This is a genomic window from Microbacterium protaetiae, from assembly GCF_004135285.1.
In the GTDB taxonomy this organism is placed as follows: Bacteria; Actinomycetota; Actinomycetes; order Actinomycetales; family Microbacteriaceae; genus Microbacterium; species Microbacterium protaetiae.
Genome location: NZ_CP035494.1, coordinates 51,921 through 73,032, shown reverse-complemented (window position 1 = coordinate 73,032; position 21,112 = coordinate 51,921). Strand labels below are relative to the sequence as shown.

Here is a 21,112-nt window from a genome sequence, read left to right as displayed (position 1 = left end):
CCCGAACGCGACTCTTAGGCTGGGGTCATGACCGTTCCCCAGATCACACTCAACGACGGCAACACCATTCCGCAGCTCGGATACGGCACTTTCAAGGTGCCGCCGGCCGACACCCAGCGTGCCGTGGGCGAAGCGCTCGAGCTCGGCTACCGGCACATCGACACCGCCGCCATCTACGGCAACGAAGAAGGCGTCGGCCAGGCGATCGCCGACAGCGGTATCCCGCGCGACGAGCTGTTCGTGACCACCAAGCTCTGGAACGACCGGCACGACGCCGACGAGCCGCGCAAGGCGCTGCAAGAGAGCCTTGCCAAGCTCGGGCTCGACCAGGTCGACCTGTACCTCGTGCACTGGCCGACGCCGGCCAAAGACAACTACCTGCACGCCTGGCAACAGCTCATCACGCTGCGCGAGGCGGGTCTTGCCCGCAGCATCGGGGTCTCGAACTTTCTCGTGCCGCATCTGGAGAAGATCGTCACCGCGACCGGTGTCGCCCCCGCGGTCGACCAGATCGAGCTGCACCCGGCGCACCAGCAGCGTGACGTGACCACCTGGGCGGGCGAGCACGACGTGCGGATCGAGGCGTGGGGGCCGCTGGGCCAGGGCAAGTACGACCTGTTCGGCGCCCAGCCCATCGCTGTTGCCGCCCAGGCGCACGGCAAGACCCCCGCCCAGGTGGTGCTGCGCTGGCACCTGCAGCACGGGTACATCGTGTTTCCGAAGTCGGTGCACCGCGAGCGACTCGCCGAGAACCTCGACGTGTTCGGATTCGAGCTCAGCGATGCCGAGGTCGCCGCGATCGACGCGCTCGATCCGGGCGACGGCTCGGGCCGGGTCAGCGCGCACCCCGAAGAGGTGAACTGAGGGCATGACCTCCCGCCTCGCCGCCGCGGCCAGCCCCTATCTGCGGGCGCACGCCGACAACCCGGTCGCCTGGTACCCGTGGGGTGCCGAGGCGTTCGACGAAGCGGCGCGGCGGGAGGTCCCCGTTCTCATCTCGATCGGATACTCCACGTGCCACTGGTGTCACGTCATGGCACGCGAATCGTTCGAGGACCCCGACACCGCTCGCGAGCTGAACAACGGATTCGTGGCGATCAAGGTCGATCGCGAAGAGCACCCCGATGTCGACGAGGCGTATCTGGCCGCGGCATCCGCTTTCACCCGTAATCTCGGCTGGCCGCTGACGGTGTTCGCCACGCCCGAGGGCCGGGCGTTCTTCGCCGGCACGTACTTCCCTTCTGAGCCGCGTGGCGGCATGGCGTCGTTCCGGCAGGTGCTCGCCGCGGTGCGTGAGGCATGGACGCAGCGACGCGACGAGGTGCAGCAGACGGCCGACGCGGTCGTGGAGGCGCTGCAGACGGCGCGGGATGCCGCATCCGCCCCTTCTGCACTGCCCGATCTCGATGCGCTCGCCGCCGCTGCGCGCACGGCGCTGGCCCGCGAGGATCGCGAGTACGGTGGCTTCGCTCCGGCCGGCGCGACGATGGCGACCCCGAAGTTTCCCACCGTGCCGCTGCTGCGCTTTCTGCAGGCGCCGGCGCTGGCCGACGTGGTGCCCGAAGCTACGGCGACCGTCGATCGGGCGCTGCGGGCGATGGCGTCTGCACCGCTGCGCGACGCGGTCGACGGAGGCTTCTTCCGCTACGCCACCCGGCGGGATTGGACCGTGCCGCACTACGAGCGGATGCTCACCGACAACGCCGGTCTGCTCGATGTCGCGCTCGACGCCGGTGACGATGAGACCGCACGCGGCGTGGCACGGTTCCTGATCGACGTGCTGCAGCAGCCGGGTGGAGGGTTCGCCGCCGCGCAGGACTCCGAGTCGTGGATCGACGGGCAGCGCGACGAGGGAGGGTATTACGCGCGGGATGCCGCGGGCCGGGCCGTGCTGCAACCGCCGGCCGTCGACGGCAAGATCGTGACGGGGTGGAACGGCCTGGCGATCGGGGCGCTCGCCCGCGCCGGTCTGCGGCTGGATGATGAGCACCTGATCGACGCGGCGCGCTGGGCGGCCGACGCCGTGCTCGAGGCCAACGTCGGCCCCGACTCTCTGCTGCGTCGTGCGTCGCTCGACGAGGTCGTCTCGCCCGCTCCGGCGACCCTTGAGGACTACGGCCTGCTGGCCGGCGGACTCGCCGCGCTGGCGGCGGCGACCGGCGAGCTCGCTTATGCGGTGCGCGCCCGCGAACTCGTCGATGCCTGCCTGAGCGGCCACGGCGCGCCCTCGGCGCCCGGTGGCGGCGACCCGGTGCTGACCGCCCACGGCGTTCCCGGGGCGGCATCGGCCAGCGACGGCGACCGCCCGTCGGGGCCGTCGGCACTGGCCGACGCCGCGTTCGCGCTCTGGCTGCTGGGGGCGGGGGAGCGCTACCGTCAGGCGGCGGCATCGCTGGTCGAGGCACGCGCCGAGCAGGCGCCGGCCGAACCGACCGCGCATGGTGCGCTGCTGCGTGTGGCCGCCCAGCTGGCGGTGCCCCCGCATCAGCTGGTGGTCATCACGACCGCTGGTGACGCGCTGACCGCCGCCGCGCGGCGCATCCGGACCGATCTCACCGCGGTGGTCACCCCGCAGCAGGCTCGCGCGTTCGCGGCTGCAGGCTTCGCCCTGTTCGAGGGCAAGATCGGCGAGGTGCCCACGGTCTACGACTGTCGAGACTTCGCCTGCCGCCTGCCGGTGACCGACCTTCGCTCGTTGAGCGAGCAGGGTCACTGATCGGCGGCGACCTTCTTCTTCGCGGTCGTCACGCGCCGGAACCAGGCGGTGTCGCTCAGCCGCGCCAGCAGGGTCGCACCGATCACGGTGATGAACACATAGACGGCGGCCAGCGGCGCGAGCATGGGGGCGGTGGAGCCCGCGATGCCGGCGATGACGATGGAGAACTCGCCACGCGGTGTCAGGCCGATGCCGGCACGCCAGCGGCCGGGTCGGCCGATGCCCGCACGGCGAGCGGCGATGTAACCGGTGAGAACCTTCGTGAGCATCGTGATCGCGGCCAGAATCAGGCCCGGCACGATCATCTGCGGCAGTTGTGACGCATCGGTGGCCAGCCCGAAGAAGACGAAGAACACCGCGGCGAACAGATCACGCAGCGGGGTGAGCACTTCGCGGGCCGACTGTGCGACGCGACCCGACAGGGCGATGCCGACCAGGAACGCCCCGACAGCGGCCGACACGCTCACTTCTTCGGCAAGGCCGGCCACGAGCATCGTCAACCCCAAGACGCCCAGCAGCAGCGGCTCGGCCAGATCCGGTGTGAACAGGCGCGAGATCGTCGACCCGAACCGCAGCGCGACGAAGAGGATCACGAGCACCACGGCGACGGCGATGGCGACTCGGTAGGCCCCTTGCAGCAGGCTCACGCCGATCACCAGTGCCGACACCGTCGGCAGGTAGAACGCCATCGCCAGGTCTTCGATGACCAGGATGGAGAGGATGACGGGGGTCTCGCGGTTGCTGATGCGGCCGAGATCGCGCAGCAGCTTGGCGGCCACCCCCGACGAGGTCACCCAGCAGATGCCGGCCACGGCCACGGCGGCGGCCGGCCCCCAGCCCAGGATGAGGGCGAAGGCAGCACCGGGCAGGGCGTTGAGCACCATGTCGAGCAGCCCCGCGAACTTGGAACGGCGCAGCCCGCGCAGCAGCTCGTCGGCCGAATACTCGAGCCCGAGCAGAGCCAGCAGCAGAATGACGCCGATCTCTGAGCCGATTTCGAAGAAGCCTTGGCTGGCGTCCATGGGCAACACTCCGCCGGTGCCGAAGGCGAGCCCGGCGACCAGATACAGCGGGATGGGAGAGAGGCCGAAGCGATCGGCGAGCCGGCCGAGCAGGCTCATTCCGAACAGGAGTGCGCCGACCTCGACGAGGACGATCGTGGTGTCTGTCATCGGCGGCGCCCGGGAGTCACTCGGGGCCGTTGGAGAACAGTCGGGCTGCGGCATCCAATCCGGCACGCGTGCCGACCGTGACGATGACATCCCCCTCGCGCAGAATCTCGCCCGGAGTGGGCGAGGGGATCACATGCCGGTCGCGAATGATCGCGACGATGGACACGTGGGTGCGTGTGCGGGTCTTGGTGTCGCCGAGCGTGCGGTCGACGAACGGCGAGTCGGGCGGCAGGGTGATCTTCTCGGTGTACAGGCCGTCGGTCTCTTCGGTGAGCTTGGTGAGCCGGCTCACCGCCAGCGAGGCGCTGAACAGGTCGGCGAGGGCTTCGGCCTCTTCGTCGGAGATGTGCAGCGACTCGCGACAGTTGTCGGGGTCGTCAGCGTCGTAGAGACCCAGTTCCCGGTCTCCATCGCGATATCGCACGACGGCGAGGCGCCGGCCGCTCTCGGTCACCAGGTCATGGCGCACGCCGATGCCGGGGAGATCGACCTTCTCGATATGGACAGTCACCCCACGAGACTAGCGCTCAGATCCACGTCGGGATCCAGTTGTGCACGAGCCAGAACACGTACGGCACCTTCATGCCCACCCACACCGGGTACCAGAACGCCGAGAGCACCGTCACCACGCCGAGGAAGACCCACACGGTGCGCTGCCCGCTGACCCGCCGGTGATTCACCCGCGAGCGGAATCCGGCGATCTCGCGCAGCGCGAAGGTGAGGGCCAGCACGGTGAACGGCACCATCGCGATCGTGTAGAACTGGAAGATCGTGCGCTCCGGGAACATCAGCCACGGCAGGTAGGTGGCCGCGATGCCGGTGAGCACCACCGCGTGCCGCCAGTCGCGACGCACGGCGAACGCGATGAGGAGAAAGACGGCGGCGGCGATCCCACCCCACCAGATGAACGGATTGGGGATCGACGAGATGGCCTGCACGCAGTTGCTCGACCAGGTGCATCCATTCTGCCCGACGGTGTCTTGATGCCAGTACATCGAGGTGGGCCGGATCAGCAGCGGCCATTGCCACGCCGGGCTCGCATAGCTGTGCGGTGTGGTCAGGCCCACGTGGAACTGGTAGATGGCCTGGTGGTAGATCCACAGCGCCGCGAACGGGTTCTGCGCGGCCTGGCGGTCGTATCCGCCATCGGTGACCAGCCACCCGGTCCACGAGGCGAGGTACACGACGAACGCCACGGGAACCAGCAGAACAAAGGATGCCACGCCCTGGCGTGCGGCATCCTGCGGCCAATATCGCACCCCGGCGCGACGGCGAGCCAGCGCGTCGGTCACCACCGCATAAATGCCGATCGCTGCCAGCACGTACAGCCCCGACCACTTCACGGCGCATGCGGCACCGGCGGCCGCGCCTGCCGCGAACAGCCAGGGGCGCCCCCACAGCATCGGTCCCCAGCCGGAGTCCGGGTCGCGCTCGGCCAGGCGCTGCGCGAGCCGGGCGAGATGTCGTTGCCGGTCGATCACCGCGAACAGCATGGCCAGCACGATGAAGAACGTGAGGAAGATGTCAAGCAGCGAGACGCGGCTGAGCACGATAGCCAGCCCGTCGATGGCCATCAGCACGCCGGCCACCGTGGCGAACACGGTCGACGAGGTCAGGCGCTTGGCCAGCAGGTAGACCAGCAGCACGGTCGCCGTGCCGAACAGGGCGGCACCGAACCGCCAGCCGAACGACGAATCGGGGCCGAAGATCCACATGAAAAGGCCGATGATCCATTTGCCCAGTGGCGGATGCACGACAAAGCTCCCGCTGGCCAGGAACACATCGGTGTGCCCGGCGGCGAAGTCCTTGTCGGCGCCGTCGGGCCAGTCGGCCGGGTAGCCGAGGTTCCATTGACTCCAGGCATCCTTCACGTAGTACGTTTCGTCGAAGACGAGTTCATGCGGATGTCCCAGGTTCCACAGTCGCAGCACAGCGGCCAGAAGAGTGACCAGAACGGGTGCCAGCACGTCGATGCGGCGGCGCAGCACCACCGACCTGCGCACGCGTGCCTGCCAGCGATCCAGCCACGACGCGGGCACGTCGGGCACGAGAGAGTCGACCGTCGCAGTCACCGCTCCAGCCTATGCTGGGGCGGTGATCATCCTCGCCGCGACGCCCATCGGCAACCTGGGGGATGCCTCACGACGTCTGGTGCAGGCGCTGGATGCCGCCTCGGTCATCGCCGCCGAAGACACCCGCACCGCGCAGCGGTTGCTGGCGGCTCTGGGCGTTCAGAACCGCCCGCGACTTCTGGCTCTGCACGACCACAACGAGAAGGACCGCGCCGCTGAGATCGTCGCGCTGGGGCGTGACGGCGACGTGCTACTGCTCAGCGACGCCGGCATGCCCACGGTCAGCGATCCGGGATACGGTGTGGTCGCCGAAGCGGTATCGCAGGGCGTCGAGGTGACGGTGATTCCCGGGCCCAGTGCAGTGATCACCGCGCTGGCTGTCGCGGGGCTTCCCACCGACCGGTTCACGTTCGAGGGCTTCGTGGCGCGCAAGAGTGCCGAGCGTGAGCGCACGTTGCGCTCTCTGGCGCGCGAGCCGCGCACGATGGTGTTCTTCGAGGCGCCCTCGCGCATCGCGCAGACGCTGCATGACATGGCCGATGCGTTCGGCGCGTCCCGACCTGCCGCGGTGTGCCGCGAACTGACGAAACTGCATGAGCAGGTCGTGCGCGGCCCGCTGGGTGAACTGGCGACATGGGCCGATGACGGCGTGCGCGGAGAGATCGTCGTCGTGGTCGGCGGTGCCGCACCCCAGCGCATAGCGCTGCCCGACGCCGTGACAGAGGTATTGGAGCTGACCCGCACCGGGGTGCGCTTGAAGGATGCCGCAGCCGACGTGGCCGAGGCGACCGGGCACTCGCGCCGCGAGCTGTATCAGGCCGCCCTCGCGGTCAAGAACGGCTGACGTTCCCTCGCTGCGCTCCCTCGCTCAACGACCGGACAGCGTCAACGACCTGGGGGTCGCAGGCGCAACTCGTGCATGCCGCCGTCGACGGCCAGCCCGATGCCGGTCGTCGAGCGGGCGCGCGGCCCGACGAGATACGCGACCGCATCGGCCACCTCGTCGGGTGAGACGAGCCGGCCGTGCGGCTGCCGTGCCTCCAGTGCAGCACGCTCCGCTGCCGGATCGTCGGCCTTGTCGAGCAGACGCCCGATCCACGGCGTATCGGCGGTGCCGGGATTGACGGCGTTGACGCGAATGCCTTCGGCCAGATGATCGGCGGCCATCGCCCGGGTCATCGACAGCACCGCGCCCTTGGTGGCGCTGTACAGCACCCGCTCGGGAAGACCGGCGGTCGCCGCGATCGACGAGGTGTTGCACACGGCCGCGGCCGGCGATCGGCGCAGGTGCGGCAGTGCGGCGCGTGTGACCCGTGCCATGCCGACCACGTTGATGTCCCACACCCGATGCCACTCGTCGTCGCCGTTGGCCGTGACATCCCCCTGCGCGCCGATGCCCGCGTTGTTCACGAGAATGTCGATCCCGCCCAGCTCGGCGACCACGCGCGCGACCCCGGCGACCACCGTCGCGTCATCGGTGACATCGACCGCGACGGCGAGATCGACGTCGGTCGCGGCATCCGGGTTCACATCGAACACCGCGACCCGCGCCCCGTCCGCACGCAACCGGGCGGCGATGGCAGCGCCCAGGCCCGACGCCCCGCCGGTGACCACGGCGACAAGTCCCTGCAGCTCGTCGCCCATCTCAGTCGTTCTCCTCACGCACCGCGATGTACTGCTGGCGTTGGCGGCCCAGGCCCTCGATCTGCATCTCGACGATGTCGCCGACGCGCAGATAGGGGAACCTGCCCGAGAGGGCCACTCCCTCGGGAGTGCCGGTGAGGATCACGTCGCCGGGCTCGAGGGTGAGGTACTGGCTCAGCTCCCACACGATGTGGTCGATACCGAAGATGAGGTCGGAGGTGCGCGAGTGCTGACGGGGCTGCCCGTTCACCCACGAGCGCAGCGGCACGTCGGCGGCATCCACCTCGTCGGGAGTGACCAGCCACGGTCCCAGCGGCAGAAAGCCGGGGGCCGATTTGCCCTTCGACCACTGCCCGCCCGAGACCGCCATCTGCCAGTCGCGCTCCGATAGGTCGTTGCCGATCGTGTAGCCGGCGATGTGCGCGGCCGCGTCGTCGACAGAGTCCAGGCGCTGCGCACGGCGCCCGATGACGAGGGCCAGTTCGACCTCCCAGTCGGTCTTCGTGCTGCCGACCGGGATCTCGACATCGTCGTCGGGGCCGGTGACGGTGTTGGGCGCCTTCATGAACATCACCATGTGCTCGGGCGGCGCCGACCCCGATTCGGCGGCGTGCGCGGCATAGTTCATGCCGATGCAATACACGGCCGAGGGCCGCGCGACCGGTGCGCCCACGCGCAGAGATGCCGCGCCCTCGAGCACGGGAAGAGAATCGGATGCCACGGCCGCGCGTGCGCGCGCGATGCCATCGCCGGCCAGAAAAGCGCCGTCGATGTCGGCGGTGACAGAGGAGAGGTCGAGGAACCGGTCGCCGTCGACGACGACGGGAACCTCGTGGCCGTGAGGGCCGAGTCGGGCGAAACGCATGAGGAACTCTCTGAAGGTCGGAACTTTGCACCGTGAATACGGCGATGTGGTCACGATTGTTGCACATCCGCGGTATCTTGGTCCGCAGACATCAGATGTTTATTCGCGGGTGCTGCGACTCGGAAGGGCAGACATGGCCGTCATCACCGCTGTGGACACGTTCGACATCCGATTCCCCACGTCGTTGAGCCTCGACGGCTCCGACGCGATGAATCCGGACCCGGACTACTCCGCGGCCTACCTCATCCTGCGCACCGACGCCGACGACGGCCTCGAGGGGCACAGCTTCGTCTTCACGATCGGCCGGGGCAACGATGTGCAGACTGCGGCGCTGCGTGCGCTGAGGTCGTACCTGCTGGGTCAGGACATCGACGCGCTGTTGGCCGATATGGGGGCAGCATCCCGTCGCCTCGTCGGCGATTCGCAGCTGCGCTGGTTGGGGCCCGAGAAGGGCGTCATGCACATGGCGATCGGTGCCGTCGTCGATGCCCTGTGGGATCTGCGTGCCAAGCGGGCAGGGCAGCCGCTGTGGCTGCACCTGGCGAGCCTGTCGCCGGAAGAGATCGTCTCGCTCGTCGACTTCCGCTACCTGACCGATGCGCTGACCCCCGACGACGCGCTGCGTATTCTGCGCGCGGCCGAACCCGGGCGTACCGAGCGCATCGCCCAGCTGCGCGCCCAGGGATACCCCGCGTACACGACCTCACCGGGCTGGTTGGGCTACTCGGATGAGAAGCTGGCTCGACTGTGTCGCGAGGCGCTGGCCGAGGGCTTCGGGCAGATAAAGCTGAAGGTCGGAGCGAACCTCGAAGACGATATCCGGCGCATGCGCATTGCCCGCGAGACCGTGGGAGCGGGATTTCCAGTCGCCATCGACGCCAACCAGCGCTGGGATATTCCGGATGCCGTGGCCTGGGTGAACGCGCTCGCCGCGTTCGATCCCGCCTGGATCGAAGAGCCCACCAGCCCCGACGACGTGCTCGGGCACGCGGCGATTGCGCGTGGCGTGGCGCCGATCCGGGTCGCAACCGGCGAGCACGCGCAGAACCGGGTGATCTTCAAGCAGCTGCTGCAGGCGCACGCGATCGACGTCATGCAGATCGATGCCACCCGGGTCGGGGGAGTCAACGAGAACATCGCGCAGCTGCTGCTGGCCGCACACTTCGGCGTGCCGGTCTGCCCGCATGCCGGCGGGGTGGGCCTGTGCGAGCGGGTGCAGCACCTGTCGATGTTCGACTTCGTGGCCGTCTCAGGCACGATGGACGGCCGCATGATCGAGTACGTCGACCACCTGCACGAGCACTTCGTGACCCCGACCGCCGTCGATCGGGGCCGCTACCGCGCGCCCGAAGCCCCCGGCTCGGGTGCAGAGATGCGGCCCGCGTCGATCGCCGGTTTCACCTGGCATCCCGAGGGGGCGGCATGACACCCGGCGGCGAGGAGGTGAGCCTACTGGGTTTCGGAGCGGCCCCGATCGGCAATCTCTCCCGCGTCGTCTCCGATGCGCAGGCGCGCGAGACTCTCGAGGCGGCCTGGGCCGGCGGCATCCGCGCCTACGACACGGCGCCGCACTACGGGCTGGGGCTCAGCGAACGGCGCCTGGGCGCGTTTCTGCGCGAGAAGCCGCGGGACAAGTTCGTGCTCTCCACCAAGGTCGGCCGGCTGCTCGAGCCCAACCCCGACTTCGCCGGAGGGCGTGATCTTGCCTCTGGCTTCGACGTGCCCGACGACCTGGTGCGCCGCTTCGACCCGTCGCTTCCGGGCATTCGCCGCAGTCTCGAGGACTCCCTCGAACGGATGGGTCTGGATCGCATCGACATCGCCTACCTGCACGACCCCGACGCGTACGACCTGGAGCGGGGGCTCGGCGAGGGCCTTCCCGCGCTCGAGCAGTTGCGCTCCGAAGGGCTTGTCGGCCAGATCGGCGTCGGGGTCAACGACGCGGCGGTCGCAGCCCGCGCCGTGCGCGAGGCCGACCTCGACGTCGTCATGGTGGCGGGTCGGTGCAGCCTGCTGCGTCCGCACGGCTTCGATGATCTTGTGCCCGTGTGCATCGAGCGCGGCACCCGCATCGTGGCGGCCTCGCCGTTCAACTCCGGACTGTTGGCAACGCCGCATCCTGCTCCCGGTGCCCTGTTCGATTACGCGCCCGCCTCGGCGGCGCTCCTGGCTCACGTGGAGCAGCTGGCCACGGTGTGCGAACAGCACGGTGTCGACCTGCCCACCGCCGCGCTGCACTTTCCGCTGCGTCTGCCGCAGGTGGTCTCGGTCATGGTGGGCACCGCCCGGCCCGAGCAAGTTCGCGAGAACATCGCACGCATGACCACCGTGGTGCCCGATGCGCTGTGGGACGCCCTGCAGACAGAGAAGGATCAGACACCGTAGAAAGTGGCCGCGGTGCCTTCGGTCAGCAGAACCCACTCGGCATCCGACGCACCCGTGGCGTGGCGGATGCGCGTCACCCAATCGGTGAGGGTCGTGCCCACGCCGGTGCGGGCCGAGACCGGCCAGTCGCTGCCGATCATCGCTCGGTCGGCGCCGAACGCGTCGACTCCGGCAGCGAGGAACGCGTCGGCATGCTGTCCGTACGCGGCGGCATCCCTCGCCTCGGCGGCCAGCCCCGACAGCTTGACGTGTGCGTGCGGAAGGGCGGCGATGCGGCGCACGGCATCATGCCAGGCGCGCCCGGCCGCACTGTCGAGGCCGGCGTCTATCGGCGGCTTGCCGAGGTGATCGAGCACGATGTGCGCTTCCGGCGCCCGCTCCAGCAGCTCGGCCAACGCAGCCAGCTGCGTGTGGCGCACGCACGCATCGAAGGTGAGGCCGCGGCGCGCGAGCTCGTGCAGACCCGCGGCCAGCGCCGGCACGTCCCACGTGTGCGTCGGCGCGTTCTGCAGCGGATGACGCACGCCGACCACCCGGTCGATCGCCGACAGCTCGTCGAACAGGCGGGCATCGGATGCCGCCAGGTCGGCGAAGGCGACGATGCCGGCCAGTTCCGGCCAGGCCGTGGCATCCACCCACTGGGCCTCGAGAAGTCCCTGGTCGCGCGCGCGGTCGGCTTCGACGAAGATCATCCGCGTGCTCAGGCCGTCGGCGCGGTCGATGTCGTCGGGCAGCGCCTGGCGGGGGAGTGCGGGCGCGGTGTCGAGCCACGGGTAGTCGAACACGGCGGCATCCCACACGTGCACGTGCGAATCCAGCAGCGTCACGGCGCGATCTCCGAGGCCTCGCGCAGCCAATGCTCGATGCCGGCGATGTGGGCCAGGGCCAGCGCCGACGCCAACTCGGCATCACGCCGCTGCAGCGCGTCGAGAATGGCCCGGTGCTCGGCGATCGTGCGTTCGGCGGCGCGGTGCTGGGTGAGGCCGCGCCACACGCGGGCGCGCTGAGTGCCCGACTGCATGGCCTCGACCAGCCGGCTGAGGTATTCGTTGCCGGTGCCTTCGACGATGGCCTGGTGGAACGCCAGGTCGTGCGCCACGAGCGCCTCGATCGGCCCGTCGGCGTCGGCGGCACCCAGAAGGCTCTCCAGGTGCGTCAGCTGCTCGTCGGTCAAGCGGGTGGCGGCCATGCCGGTGGCGGCCGGCTCGAGCATGCGGCGCACGGCGAAGATCTCCAGCACCGATTGATCCGTGTGCAGATCGACGACGAAGTTCATGGCCTCCAGCAGCAGGCGCGGTTCGAGGCTGGTGACATAGGTGCCGTCGCCGCGGCGCACATCCAGTACCCGGATCACCTCGAGCGCCTTGACCGCCTCACGCAGTGAACTGCGCGAGACCCCGAGGCGCTCGCCGAGCTCTTTCTCCGGGGGAAGCCTGTCGCCCGGGCGCACTTGCCCCGAAACGATCATCTCTTTGATGCGCAGAATGGCATCGTCGGTCACCGCCATGTCGTCATCGTAGCCAGACATCTGATGTCTGCGTATGACGATTGGGCCCGTGCCGGGCTCGTTTCCCGTGCCCGTGGTCACAGATCGGTGTGCGGCATCCGGTCAAACTAGACTCGCAGGGTGACTTCTGCGGGTTCTTTCTACATCACGACGCCGATCTACTATCCGAGCGATCTGCCCCACATCGGGCACGGATACACGAGCGTCGCCGTCGACACGCTCGCGCGCTGGCATCGCCAGGCCGGTGACGACACCTGGATGCTCACCGGCACCGACGAGCACGGGCAGAAGATGTTGCGTGCGGCGGTGGCCAACGGCGTGACCCCGCAGCAGTGGGTCGACAAGCTCGTCAATGAGAGCTGGTTCCCGCTGCTGACCACGCTGGATGTCGCCAACGACGATTTCATCCGGACGACCCAGCCGCGGCACGAGGAGGCCGTGCAGGCGTTCTTCCAGGCGCTGTACGACCGCGGCTACATCTATGCGGGCGAGTACGAGGCGCTGTACTGCGTGGGCTGCGAGGAGTTCAAGCCCGAGTCCGAGATCGTCGACGGCACCGGCCCGTTCGAGGGGCTCAAGGTCTGCGCCATCCACTCCAAGCCGCTCGAGCTGCTGCAGGAGAAGAACTACTTCTTCAAGCTCAGCGAGTTCAGCGACAAGCTGCTCGAGCTGTACAAGACCGAGCCCGACTTCGTGCGCCCGGATTCGGCGCGCAACGAGGTCGTCTCGTTCGTCAAGCAGGGCCTGAAAGACCTGTCGATCTCGCGCTCAACGTTCGACTGGGGCATCAAGGTGCCCTGGGACGAGTCGCATGTCATCTACGTGTGGGTCGACGCGCTGCTGAACTATGTCACCGCCATCGGCTACGGCACCGACGACGAGAACTTCGCTCGCCGTTGGCCGGCCTACCACGTGGTGGGCAAAGACATCCTGCGCTTCCACGCCGTGATCTGGCCGGCGCTGCTGATGGCCGCCGGTCTCGAGGTGCCTCGGGGCGTGTTCGCGCACGGCTGGCTGCTGGTCGGCGGCGAGAAGATGTCGAAGTCGAAGCTCACCGGTATCGCCCCCACCGAGATCACCGACGTGTTCGGGTCCGACGCGTATCGCTTCTACTTCCTCTCGGCCATCCCGTTCGGGCACGACGGCTCGTTCTCGTGGGAAGACCTCTCAGCCCGCTATCAGGCCGAGCTGGCGAACGGTTTCGGCAACCTCGCCTCGCGCACGACGGCGATGATCGAGCGGTACTTCGAGGGCATCGTTCCGGTGCCGGGGGAGTACACCGAGGTCGACCTTGCCGTGCAGAAGACCGTGGCGGATGCCGCGGCCGCCGCCGATGCGGCCATCGAGAGGTTCCGCATCGACGAGGCCATCAGTGCGATCTGGACGATCGTCGACGAGCTGAACGGCTACATCACCGACAACGAGCCGTGGGTGCTGGCCAAAGACGACGCGCAGCGCGAGCGCCTGGGCACCGTGTTGTACACGGCTGCGGAGGGCCTGCGGGCCTTGGCCGTGCTGCTCTCGCCGGTCATGCCGATCGCCACCGAGAAGCTGTGGGTCGCGCTGGGCGCCGCCACCTCGCTCGGCCGGTTGCAGGATCAGTCGGTGCGCGAGGCGGGGACTTGGGGAGCGCTGAAGCCCGGCACCTCGGTGAACGGCCTGGCCCCGTTGTTCCCGCGCGTCGAGCAGGCCTGACACCCGGTCGGTCGTTGACCGAGCCGGTCGCAGAGCGAGCGAAGCGAGTCGAAACGCAGACGAGGAGACGCAGCGATGCCCGATGATCCGTCGAACTACGTGCGTCAGCGCGAGAAGGGCTCGCGCGACGTGTCGTATCCGGCCGCGCCCGAGCCGCTCGCGGTGCCGGTGTACGACAACCACTGCCACCTCGAGATCGCCGACGGCGATGACGGTGGCCTCTCGCTCGACCAGCAGCTCGAGCGCGCGCTGGACGTCGGGATCGCCGGCGTCGTGCAGGCCGGAGGAGACATCGACTCGAGCCGGTGGTCGGCCGATGCCGCGGCCCGCCACCCGCGCGTGCTCGCGGCTGTGGCCATCCATCCGAATGAGGCGCCGGTGTACGAGAAGGCCGGCCGGCTCGATGAGGCCATCGCGGTGATCGATGAGCTCGCGGCCCAGCCGCGCGTGCGTGCGATCGGCGAGACCGGGCTGGACTTCTTCCGCACCGGCGAAGACGGACGCGGCGCACAGTTCCGCTCGTTCGAGGCACACATCGCTCTCGCGAAGAAACACCGTGTCGCCATGCAGATCCATGACCGCGACGCCCACCAGGCCGTGCTCGACACACTGGAGCGGGTCGGAGCGCCCGAGAAGACCGTGTTCCACTGTTTCTCAGGCGACGCCGAGATGGCCCGGTACGCGTCGGAGCGCGGCTACTACCTGTCTTTCGCCGGCAACGTCACATTCAAGAACGCCCAGAACCTGCGCGATGCACTGGCGGTGGCATCCCTGGATCGCATCATGGTCGAGACCGACGCCCCGTTCCTCACGCCTGCGCCGTTCCGCGGGCGGCCGAACGCGCCGTACCTGGTGCCGGTGACCGTGCGATTCATGGCCGAAGAGCTCGGCCTCGACGTCGATGCCCTCTGCGCCCAGCTCGCCGCGACCACCGTCGGTGTCTACGGCCCCTTCTGACCCCGCCCGCCCCGCCCCGCCTCGCCCGCCCGCCCGTCCCTGCCCGCCCCGCCGAGTTGTCCCCGGGTTGCGCGAGTTGTCCCCGGGTGGCGCGAGTTGTCCTCGCCCCGCCGAGTTGTCCTTGGGTTGCCCGAGTTGTCCTCGGGTTGCCCGAGTTGTCCCCGGGTTGTTCGAGTTGTCCCCGCCCCGCCGAGTTGTCCTCGGGTTGCCCGAGTTGTCCTCGGGTTGCGCGAGTTGTCCCCGGGTTGCCCGAGTTGTCCCCGGGTAGCCCGAGTTGTCCCTCAGCCCAACTGTGGCTCCACAACCCACGAGATCACGCGCGCGTTCGTGAGCGGCACCGGCCCGGCCGTCAGCACGTGCGGAATGAGGTTGAACCACGCACCGGAATGGCCCGCCGCGACGAGGTTCCCGAGCCACTCCCTGTTCGCGTGCGGAACCTCGAGCGACGCCTCATAGGTGACGAGGTCGAAGGATGCCACGTCCCGTGGATCGATCGGATCACCGACAAGGCTGCGCTGCCGGTCGAACACCACGGTGTCATCCGGCAGGTCGCTCGCCGGGATCGCCCAGAACTCGACCGACGGCAGTGCGCGTCCGCTGAGCTCACGCCACGCGCGCCAGGTCGCGTGCGGGTGCACCGGCGAGAGGAAGACGACCTCTGTCCATGCGCGCTCGATCAACGGGACGACGGTGTCGCGTAGCCGACGCCGCTCCGGGGTGTCGTCGTACTTCGCCATGGCGCGGGCGTAGGCATCCGGATCAAGAGTGCACAGCGCGCTCAGCGGAAGCAGCGAGTCGGTGCCGGGCGTGAGCGGGGTTCTGACGTGGAAGACATCGCGCATGGTCCGGCACACGTTACCCGGCCGCCGGCACCATCGCCTTCTGCACACGCACGGCATCCATGTTCTCGTTCAAGAACGCCATCCACTCGTCGACGCGCGCACCGGCACCTTCGCGGATACGGAATCTCGTCAGCTCGATTCGCACCCGCTCAGTCGTCCCGCCCGCGCAACCGGTCGATCTCGCGGCGCTCGCGCTTCGTGGGCCGCCCAGCACCGCGGTCGCGCCGCGCGAACGCCGGCACCGGGTCACGCGGCGGTGTGCAGTCGTCCATCGCCGTGGCAGCGACGGCCGCGCCGACGCGCTTCGCGATCGGCCGGCGCACGACCAGGATTCGGTCGAACCCGGCGATCCGCACCCGCAGCTCGTCGCCGGGGCGCACCGGCTGCGCGGCCTTGACTCGCTCGCCGTTCACGCGTACGTGCCCTGCGCGCACCGCGGTCGTCGCCGCCGACCGCGTCTTGTACACGCGCACGGCCCACAGCCAGGCATCCACCCGCGCCGAATCAGCCACGACGCCTCCTCGATGTCACGACCCCAGCCGCGATGAGCCCCTGCCCGAGGCAGTACGTGATCATCACGAGCGGACTCGTCCAGTCGGGCATCGCGTCGGGCAGGAACAATCGAAAGGCCAGCAGCGTGTCCGACGCCAGAAAGAACGCCCCACCGGCGGCGATCACCGGGGTGCAACGCGCCGCGGATGCCGCGGTTCCGCCGAGCACGAGGCCGTATCCGGCGACCGCCCAGGTCAGAGTGCCCAAGTGCGGCCAGAGTACCGCGAGCATCGCGATCCACCACGCCGCGTACGCGAACGTCCACAGCGGCATCCGGCGCACGGCGCGATGACGCTGGAACAGCCAGATGTAGACGAGGTGGGCGAGCCCGAACCACAGCAGCATCATGGGCAGACTGGGCAGGTCGGGAAAGAACGTTCCGGCCCCATCACCCAGCCACGACAGTCCGATCGCGGCCAGCAGAAATCCGAGCGGGATGCCGCGCCCGCGCGCCGACCACAGTGCGCCGACCGCGAGTAAGGGCATCAGCATGAGCTTGGTCGGGTTCGAGACCAGCTCGTCGCCGATCGCCAGTGCAATCACGTGCAACGTCGAGACCACGGCGAAGGGAAGGAAGCCGGCGAGAGCGGCTCTGGACCTCGGCGTCGGCATGTCGTCCATCGTATGCTCGCTGCGTGACCGATTCGCACGCTGGCTTACGGCGGATGCTGCCACGCGACCGCACCGAGCCATTCCGTTCGGCATCACCCCTCGAGCTGCTGTTCGACCTCGTGTTCGTCGTCGCCGTATCGCAGGCATCCGACAGCCTGCACGAACTTGTCAGCGACGGCCACGTCGGCCAGGGCGTGCTGGCCTATTTGATGGTGTTCTTCGCCATCTGGTGGGCGTGGATGAACTTCACCTGGTTCGCGTCGGCCTTCGACACCGACGACTGGGCGTACCGTGTGCTGACGATCGCGCAGATGGGTGGGGTCCTCGTGCTGGCGGCGGGTGTGCACGAGGCAATGGCCGCGTACGACTTCACGCTGGTGACATGGGGCTACGTCATCATGCGATTCGCGATGGTGACGCAGTGGCTGCGGGCCGCGGCCTCCGACCCCGGCTCACGGCGCACCGCACTGTTCTTCGCCGTCGGCATCACGATCGTGCAGCTGCTGTGGCTCGCCCGGCTCTACCTGTTCGACACGATGTGGCAGTTCGTCACGTTCTTCATGCTCGTTCTGGCCGAGATCATGGTGCCGGTCGTTGCCGAACGCCAGGGGCGTACCGCGTGGCACCCGCATCACATCGCCGACCGCTATGGATGCTTCACCCTCATCGTGCTCGGCGAGAGCGTGCTGGCCTCGGCCACGGCGATTTTCCAAGCACGCGGGCAGGGTACACACGCACTGGCTCTGGTGGGTCTCGCCGCCGCAGGGCTGGTGATCGTCGCCGGCATGTGGTGGCTGTACTTCGTGCGCGAGCAGGGCGACTACCTTGCCAAGATCGACCGCGGCTTCGGCTTCGGCTATGCCCACTACGTGATCTTCGCGTCGGCCGGTGCTGTGTCTTCCGGCATCGGTGCGGCCGTGGATGTCGCGACGGGGCATACTGCTCTCGCAGCATCCGCCGCCTCGTTCGTGCTGACCGTGCCGGTTACGGCTTTCATGCTGGCGCTATGGGTCATCATGCTGCGCCCGCAGGTGCGCCGCGCCACGTCGGCGATCGTGATCGGATTGGCCGTGCTCGTGCTTGTGTCGGCATACCTACCCGCGGCATCCATCGCAGCCACCGCCGCGCTGGTTGCCGCGGCGGTGCTCGTCGTCGAGGTCGATGCACGGCGTCACCCCTGAGCCAGTTCCAGCTGCACGATCGTGCGGTGCGGTTTGGGTCGAGCGACCTCGCGGAAGCCGGCCGCGACGAATGTCGACAGAATCCCGACGTAGAGGTCGTTCGTCGGGATCTTCTTCGCGCTGGGGTCGCTCGGATACGCTTCGAGCACGCGTGCGCCGCTGCTGCGCGCGTGCTCGATCGCGGCATCCAGCAGTCTGCGGTTGAGCCCCTGCTTGCGGTACTCTCGCCGGACGACGAAGCAGGTCACGGCCCAGACGTCGGGATCGTCCCACGGGCTGGGGGAGGCCTGGAACTGCCGCGTGCGCGCGAGTTTGGGCTGCTTCGTGCGGGGCCCGACGCGGATCCAGCCGGCAGCGACGCCGTCGACGTACGCGATGAGCGCGGGAGAGGGGGTCGTTCCGAGCTCGGCGCGCAGGATCTCTTCTTTCTGCGCACGGGTCGTGTGATCGAACTCGTTGTTGGTCATCAGCCACCACTGGCACTGGCAGCTGGCACCGTCGCCTCCGCCCGTGAGAGCGTGCTCGGCATCCGCGAAGCGGCTCTGGGTCGCGGCTTCGATAGTGATCGTGGACATGCGGTCCAAAGTAGGGGTGACCTCGGACATCGACAAGGGATGCTGCGGTTCGCGGCGGTCGACGCGACCGGGTAGGATGGTGGAGTTGTCCGCTTCGGCAGGCATCGGGATGTGGCGCAGCTTGGTAGCGCACCTGACTGGGGGTCAGGGGGTCGCAGGTTCAAATCCTGTCATCCCGACGAAAAAGCCCTGATGAGAAGCCATTTTCATCGGGGCTTCGTCGTGTCCAGCGACGGGTTTTTGTTGGTCCCTCCTGGTCCCCCGCTCGCCAAGCAAGAGGCGTCGATTGGTCTCCGGTGCCCTCTGAACGGTGCGACCTGTGGATAAGGGGACCAAAAGGGGACCAGAACGCTGCACGGGGTCTTCTACGGCCCCTACAGGGTCCTCGACGCGCTGCGGCGCGACTGCCCGCTCACCTTGGCAGACCGTTTAAGGAACGCGTTGGCCTGCTCGGCGGCGGAGGCGACGTAGCTCTTCGCCGTGCCCTATCTCTCCGCTGCGAACTACTGCGGCACCGTCATCAAGGACGGGGCCGGCTGGCTCTGCTCGCTGGTCTCCCTGTTCTGGGTGGAACGTGTTCAAGATGCTCTGGATCGGCCCCATCTCCGTGGCGCGCCTGATCGGCGCCCAAATGAACAAGCTGAGGTTCCGGCCGCCAGCGGTTCTCGGAGATGATCCTGCTTGGCGAGGGAGCCTTGGAACGGGCGACAATTAGAGACATGGTGACGTTCAACGAGCACGAAACGCTGCGGCGGTTCGTCTTGCGTGCGCGGCGGGTTCAGGCGCACTCGATCGTCCAGAACAATGAAGAGTTGCTGCGGCACGCGCAGGGAAGCTTCGACGGTCGCATCGACGTGACCGGTCAAATGACCATTACACGGCGCCTCCCGGCTAATGAGGAGATCTTCGAGTCATTGGCTTCGAGAGTGAGGCCGTTGACAGTGAAGTCCGAGCCCGTCCACTACGTGAAGGTCTTCGACGCGATCGAGCACCTCATCAGGGAAGCTGATGTTGACGACGCTCTACGAGCGCGCCTGCACCACCTTCGGCGTGCCTGGGATGCTTCCGAGATTCAAGGAACCCAAGTCCAGGCATACTCTGTGCAATCGGCCCGCATTGATGGGACCGACGTGACCAACAGGGTCTCGGACACGCAGCTCGCCGCCGCTTGGCTGTACGCCGACCTCGTCCATGCTGACGCTCAAGGACCGAAACAGGAGGCACTCGCGTTCCCCCTCCGCGAGCGATATGCCGCAGCCGTCCGCGTGTTCTCTCACATGGCAGCGCTGACGGTAGCGACCTTGCGAATCGTCGAGTCGCTACGGGACGCACAGGTGCTCGCCCTGGACCACTCGGCGTGGGAGGACGATGTCACCGTCGGTACGTCCGAACTGATCGAAGAGGCAAGGGCATACGTCGCGCCGTTAGGTAGCGAGGTGCCGGACATGCGCGACTCTTTGGAGTTGACCAAGGACTGGAGTGCTTTCACCGTCACTGAACTGCTCAGACAGGACCCAGCCAACCACGTCCGCGTCGTGCTGCGCGACGACGACGGCGATATCACGGAGGCTTACGACGCGGCCGTGGCCCGTCGCCGCCCCGACGCTACCTTCGCTGAATGGGATGTGCTGGTTGCCGGCAGCGTCGTGTTCAAGTTCTCCTTCGACACTCAAGGCGAGCGGATGACTGACGCACACTTCCGAGGCTGGGAGGTGTTCGACTCGACCAATGACCTCAAGCTCGCATCGACGCGCTTTATGCTTCAATTCCACCGCTCTACTGCGGTGGCCTTTGAGGTTGGAGGCAGCGAGCTGCTGTCTCTTGGGCCGCCAGCTATCCCCGAGAAGGAACAACGGGGGATGGAGGTGATCGCGGAGACGGTCGAAGACATCGTCAGGATCGAGCGTCTCAGTAGACAAACCTTTGATCCCTGCAACGGTCGTTTTGACGACCGTGACCGTGTGCGGCTGCGTCGCGCTCGTTTGCTGCTGGAGGGCCATATCGTCCACGCCATGCGTCATCCGGTCACGGTCACGGCCCCCGAAGGCAATCCGCCGCAGGTAGTGGTTGTTGCCGCCGGGACGCTGAACGTCGGCGGCGCAGAAGTCCCCACGCCGCAGACCGTCATGCGTCACCCCGCGATGACGGCCACGGAGACCGGTCTCGCTCCCGAGACGGGGCCTGAGGCCAAGACCTACCGGATGGAGCCGCCCCCTGGCGAACAGTTCTTGGCCTGGGTACCCGGAATCGCTGAGGTATCTGGCAACGAAGACCTCCTCGTCACTGCGTCGTGGGAACTGATCGGCATCGATGAAGAGAGCTTTAGCGGCTGACCAG

General features: G+C 68.1%; 21 protein-coding genes and 1 tRNA gene. 10 read left to right on the top strand and 12 right to left on the bottom strand.

Going from position 1 to position 21,112, the window contains the following annotated elements:
• The first annotated feature begins 27 nt into the window (after window positions 1–27).
• Both ET475_RS00370 and ET475_RS00365 read left to right on the top strand, forming a co-directional pair.
• Window positions 28–864 (top strand): aldo/keto reductase, encoded by an 837-nt coding sequence (locus tag ET475_RS00370; RefSeq protein ID WP_129384967.1) that lies wholly within the window; start codon window positions 28–30, stop codon window positions 862–864.
• Window positions 865–868: 4 nt separating this feature from the next.
• Window positions 869–2,716, top strand: coding sequence for a thioredoxin domain-containing protein (locus ET475_RS00365; RefSeq protein WP_129384965.1), 1,848 nt, complete (start codon window positions 869–871; stop codon window positions 2,714–2,716).
• On the opposite strand, the gene ET475_RS00360 is transcribed toward ET475_RS00365, so the two are convergent.
• Genes ET475_RS00360 through ET475_RS00350 form a run of 3 tightly spaced genes read right to left on the bottom strand, consistent with a single transcriptional unit; the run spans window position 2,710 to window position 5,960 of the window.
• Window positions 2,710–3,888, bottom strand: coding sequence for a cation:proton antiporter (locus ET475_RS00360; RefSeq protein ID WP_129384962.1), 1,179 nt, complete (start codon window positions 3,886–3,888; stop codon window positions 2,710–2,712). The two genes, ET475_RS00365 and ET475_RS00360, sit on opposite strands and share 7 nt — an antisense overlap.
• A gap of 16 nt (window positions 3,889–3,904) precedes the next feature.
• Window positions 3,905–4,399, bottom strand: a complete 495-nt coding sequence (locus ET475_RS00355; RefSeq protein WP_129384960.1) for a cation:proton antiporter regulatory subunit — start codon at window positions 4,397–4,399, stop codon at window positions 3,905–3,907.
• A gap of 16 nt (window positions 4,400–4,415) precedes the next feature.
• On the bottom strand, window positions 4,416–5,960 hold the full coding sequence (locus tag ET475_RS00350; RefSeq protein ID WP_129384958.1) for a dolichyl-phosphate-mannose--protein mannosyltransferase: 1,545 nt from the start codon (window positions 5,958–5,960) through the stop codon (window positions 4,416–4,418).
• Window positions 5,961–5,982: 22 nt separating this feature from the next.
• Here ET475_RS00350 and rsmI point away from each other — a divergent pair, with 22 nt between their 5' ends.
• Window positions 5,983–6,804, top strand: coding sequence for a 16S rRNA (cytidine(1402)-2'-O)-methyltransferase (gene rsmI, locus ET475_RS00345; RefSeq protein WP_129384956.1), 822 nt, complete (start codon window positions 5,983–5,985; stop codon window positions 6,802–6,804).
• A gap of 41 nt (window positions 6,805–6,845) precedes the next feature.
• Here the strand turns inward: rsmI and ET475_RS00340 are convergent, their stop codons facing one another.
• Both ET475_RS00340 and ET475_RS00335 read right to left on the bottom strand, forming a co-directional pair.
• Complete coding sequence (locus ET475_RS00340; protein ID WP_129384954.1) at window positions 6,846–7,604, bottom strand: SDR family NAD(P)-dependent oxidoreductase; 759 nt, start codon at window positions 7,602–7,604, stop codon at window positions 6,846–6,848.
• A gap of 1 nt (window position 7,605) precedes the next feature.
• Window positions 7,606–8,469 (bottom strand): fumarylacetoacetate hydrolase family protein, encoded by an 864-nt coding sequence (locus ET475_RS00335; RefSeq protein WP_129384952.1) that lies wholly within the window; start codon window positions 8,467–8,469, stop codon window positions 7,606–7,608.
• A gap of 133 nt (window positions 8,470–8,602) precedes the next feature.
• Here ET475_RS00335 and ET475_RS00330 point away from each other — a divergent pair, with 133 nt between their 5' ends.
• Complete coding sequence (locus ET475_RS00330; RefSeq protein ID WP_129384950.1) at window positions 8,603–9,895, top strand: L-fuconate dehydratase; 1,293 nt, start codon at window positions 8,603–8,605, stop codon at window positions 9,893–9,895.
• Entirely contained in the window at window positions 9,892–10,854 is a 963-nt protein-coding gene (locus tag ET475_RS00325; protein ID WP_129384948.1) for an aldo/keto reductase, read from the top strand. The genes ET475_RS00330 and ET475_RS00325 overlap by 4 nt, the downstream gene beginning before the upstream one ends.
• On the opposite strand, the gene ET475_RS00320 is transcribed toward ET475_RS00325, so the two are convergent.
• Window positions 10,842–11,681, bottom strand: a complete 840-nt coding sequence (locus ET475_RS00320; RefSeq protein WP_165310650.1) for an amidohydrolase family protein — start codon at window positions 11,679–11,681, stop codon at window positions 10,842–10,844. The two genes, ET475_RS00325 and ET475_RS00320, sit on opposite strands and share 13 nt — an antisense overlap.
• The gene (locus ET475_RS00315; protein ID WP_129384944.1) at window positions 11,678–12,361 is read right to left on the bottom strand and encodes a FadR/GntR family transcriptional regulator; all 684 of its coding nucleotides are present in this window, start codon (window positions 12,359–12,361) and stop codon (window positions 11,678–11,680) included. Before ET475_RS00315 ends, ET475_RS00320 begins: the two co-directional genes overlap by 4 nt.
• A gap of 120 nt (window positions 12,362–12,481) precedes the next feature.
• On the opposite strand from ET475_RS00315, the gene metG reads away from it, so the two are divergent.
• Together metG and ET475_RS00305 are read left to right on the top strand one after the other, a co-directional pair.
• Window positions 12,482–14,056: a methionine--tRNA ligase gene (metG, locus tag ET475_RS00310; RefSeq protein WP_129384942.1), complete on the top strand. Its 1,575-nt coding sequence runs from the start codon at window positions 12,482–12,484 to the stop codon at window positions 14,054–14,056.
• 75 nt (window positions 14,057–14,131) lie between these two features.
• Entirely contained in the window at window positions 14,132–15,013 is an 882-nt protein-coding gene (locus ET475_RS00305; RefSeq protein WP_129384940.1) for a TatD family hydrolase, read from the top strand.
• 281 nt (window positions 15,014–15,294) lie between these two features.
• On the opposite strand, the gene ET475_RS00300 is transcribed toward ET475_RS00305, so the two are convergent.
• From ET475_RS00300 to ET475_RS00290, 4 genes are read right to left on the bottom strand one after another with little or no spacing between them, the layout of a single operon-like run.
• Window positions 15,295–15,855 carry a hypothetical protein gene (locus ET475_RS00300; RefSeq protein WP_129384938.1) on the bottom strand — a complete coding sequence of 187 codons (561 nt, stop codon included), beginning with the start codon at window positions 15,853–15,855 and terminating at the stop codon, window positions 15,295–15,297.
• A gap of 13 nt (window positions 15,856–15,868) precedes the next feature.
• Window positions 15,869–16,000 carry a DUF6176 family protein gene (locus tag ET475_RS18030; protein WP_242497708.1) on the bottom strand — a complete coding sequence of 44 codons (132 nt, stop codon included), beginning with the start codon at window positions 15,998–16,000 and terminating at the stop codon, window positions 15,869–15,871.
• A gap of 4 nt (window positions 16,001–16,004) precedes the next feature.
• Entirely contained in the window at window positions 16,005–16,367 is a 363-nt protein-coding gene (locus ET475_RS00295; protein ID WP_129384936.1) for an RNA-binding S4 domain-containing protein, read from the bottom strand.
• Window positions 16,360–17,019 (bottom strand): lysoplasmalogenase, encoded by a 660-nt coding sequence (locus ET475_RS00290; RefSeq protein ID WP_129384934.1) that lies wholly within the window; start codon window positions 17,017–17,019, stop codon window positions 16,360–16,362. Before ET475_RS00290 ends, ET475_RS00295 begins: the two co-directional genes overlap by 8 nt.
• Before the next feature lie 23 nt (window positions 17,020–17,042).
• Here ET475_RS00290 and ET475_RS00285 point away from each other — a divergent pair, with 23 nt between their 5' ends.
• Window positions 17,043–18,200 carry a low temperature requirement protein A gene (locus tag ET475_RS00285; RefSeq protein WP_242497707.1) on the top strand — a complete coding sequence of 386 codons (1,158 nt, stop codon included), beginning with the start codon at window positions 17,043–17,045 and terminating at the stop codon, window positions 18,198–18,200.
• On the opposite strand, the gene ET475_RS00280 is transcribed toward ET475_RS00285, so the two are convergent.
• Window positions 18,191–18,775, bottom strand: coding sequence for a GNAT family N-acetyltransferase (locus tag ET475_RS00280; protein ID WP_129384932.1), 585 nt, complete (start codon window positions 18,773–18,775; stop codon window positions 18,191–18,193). The genes ET475_RS00285 and ET475_RS00280 overlap by 10 nt on opposite strands.
• 105 nt (window positions 18,776–18,880) lie before the next feature.
• Here ET475_RS00280 and ET475_RS00275 point away from each other — a divergent pair.
• Both ET475_RS00275 and ET475_RS00270 read left to right on the top strand, forming a co-directional pair.
• Window positions 18,881–18,954: transfer RNA gene (locus tag ET475_RS00275), tRNA-Pro, on the top strand.
• Between the two features lie 540 nt (window positions 18,955–19,494).
• Window positions 19,495–21,108: a hypothetical protein gene (locus ET475_RS00270; protein WP_129384930.1), complete on the top strand. Its 1,614-nt coding sequence runs from the start codon at window positions 19,495–19,497 to the stop codon at window positions 21,106–21,108.
• The last annotated feature ends 4 nt before the right edge of the window (window positions 21,109–21,112 follow it).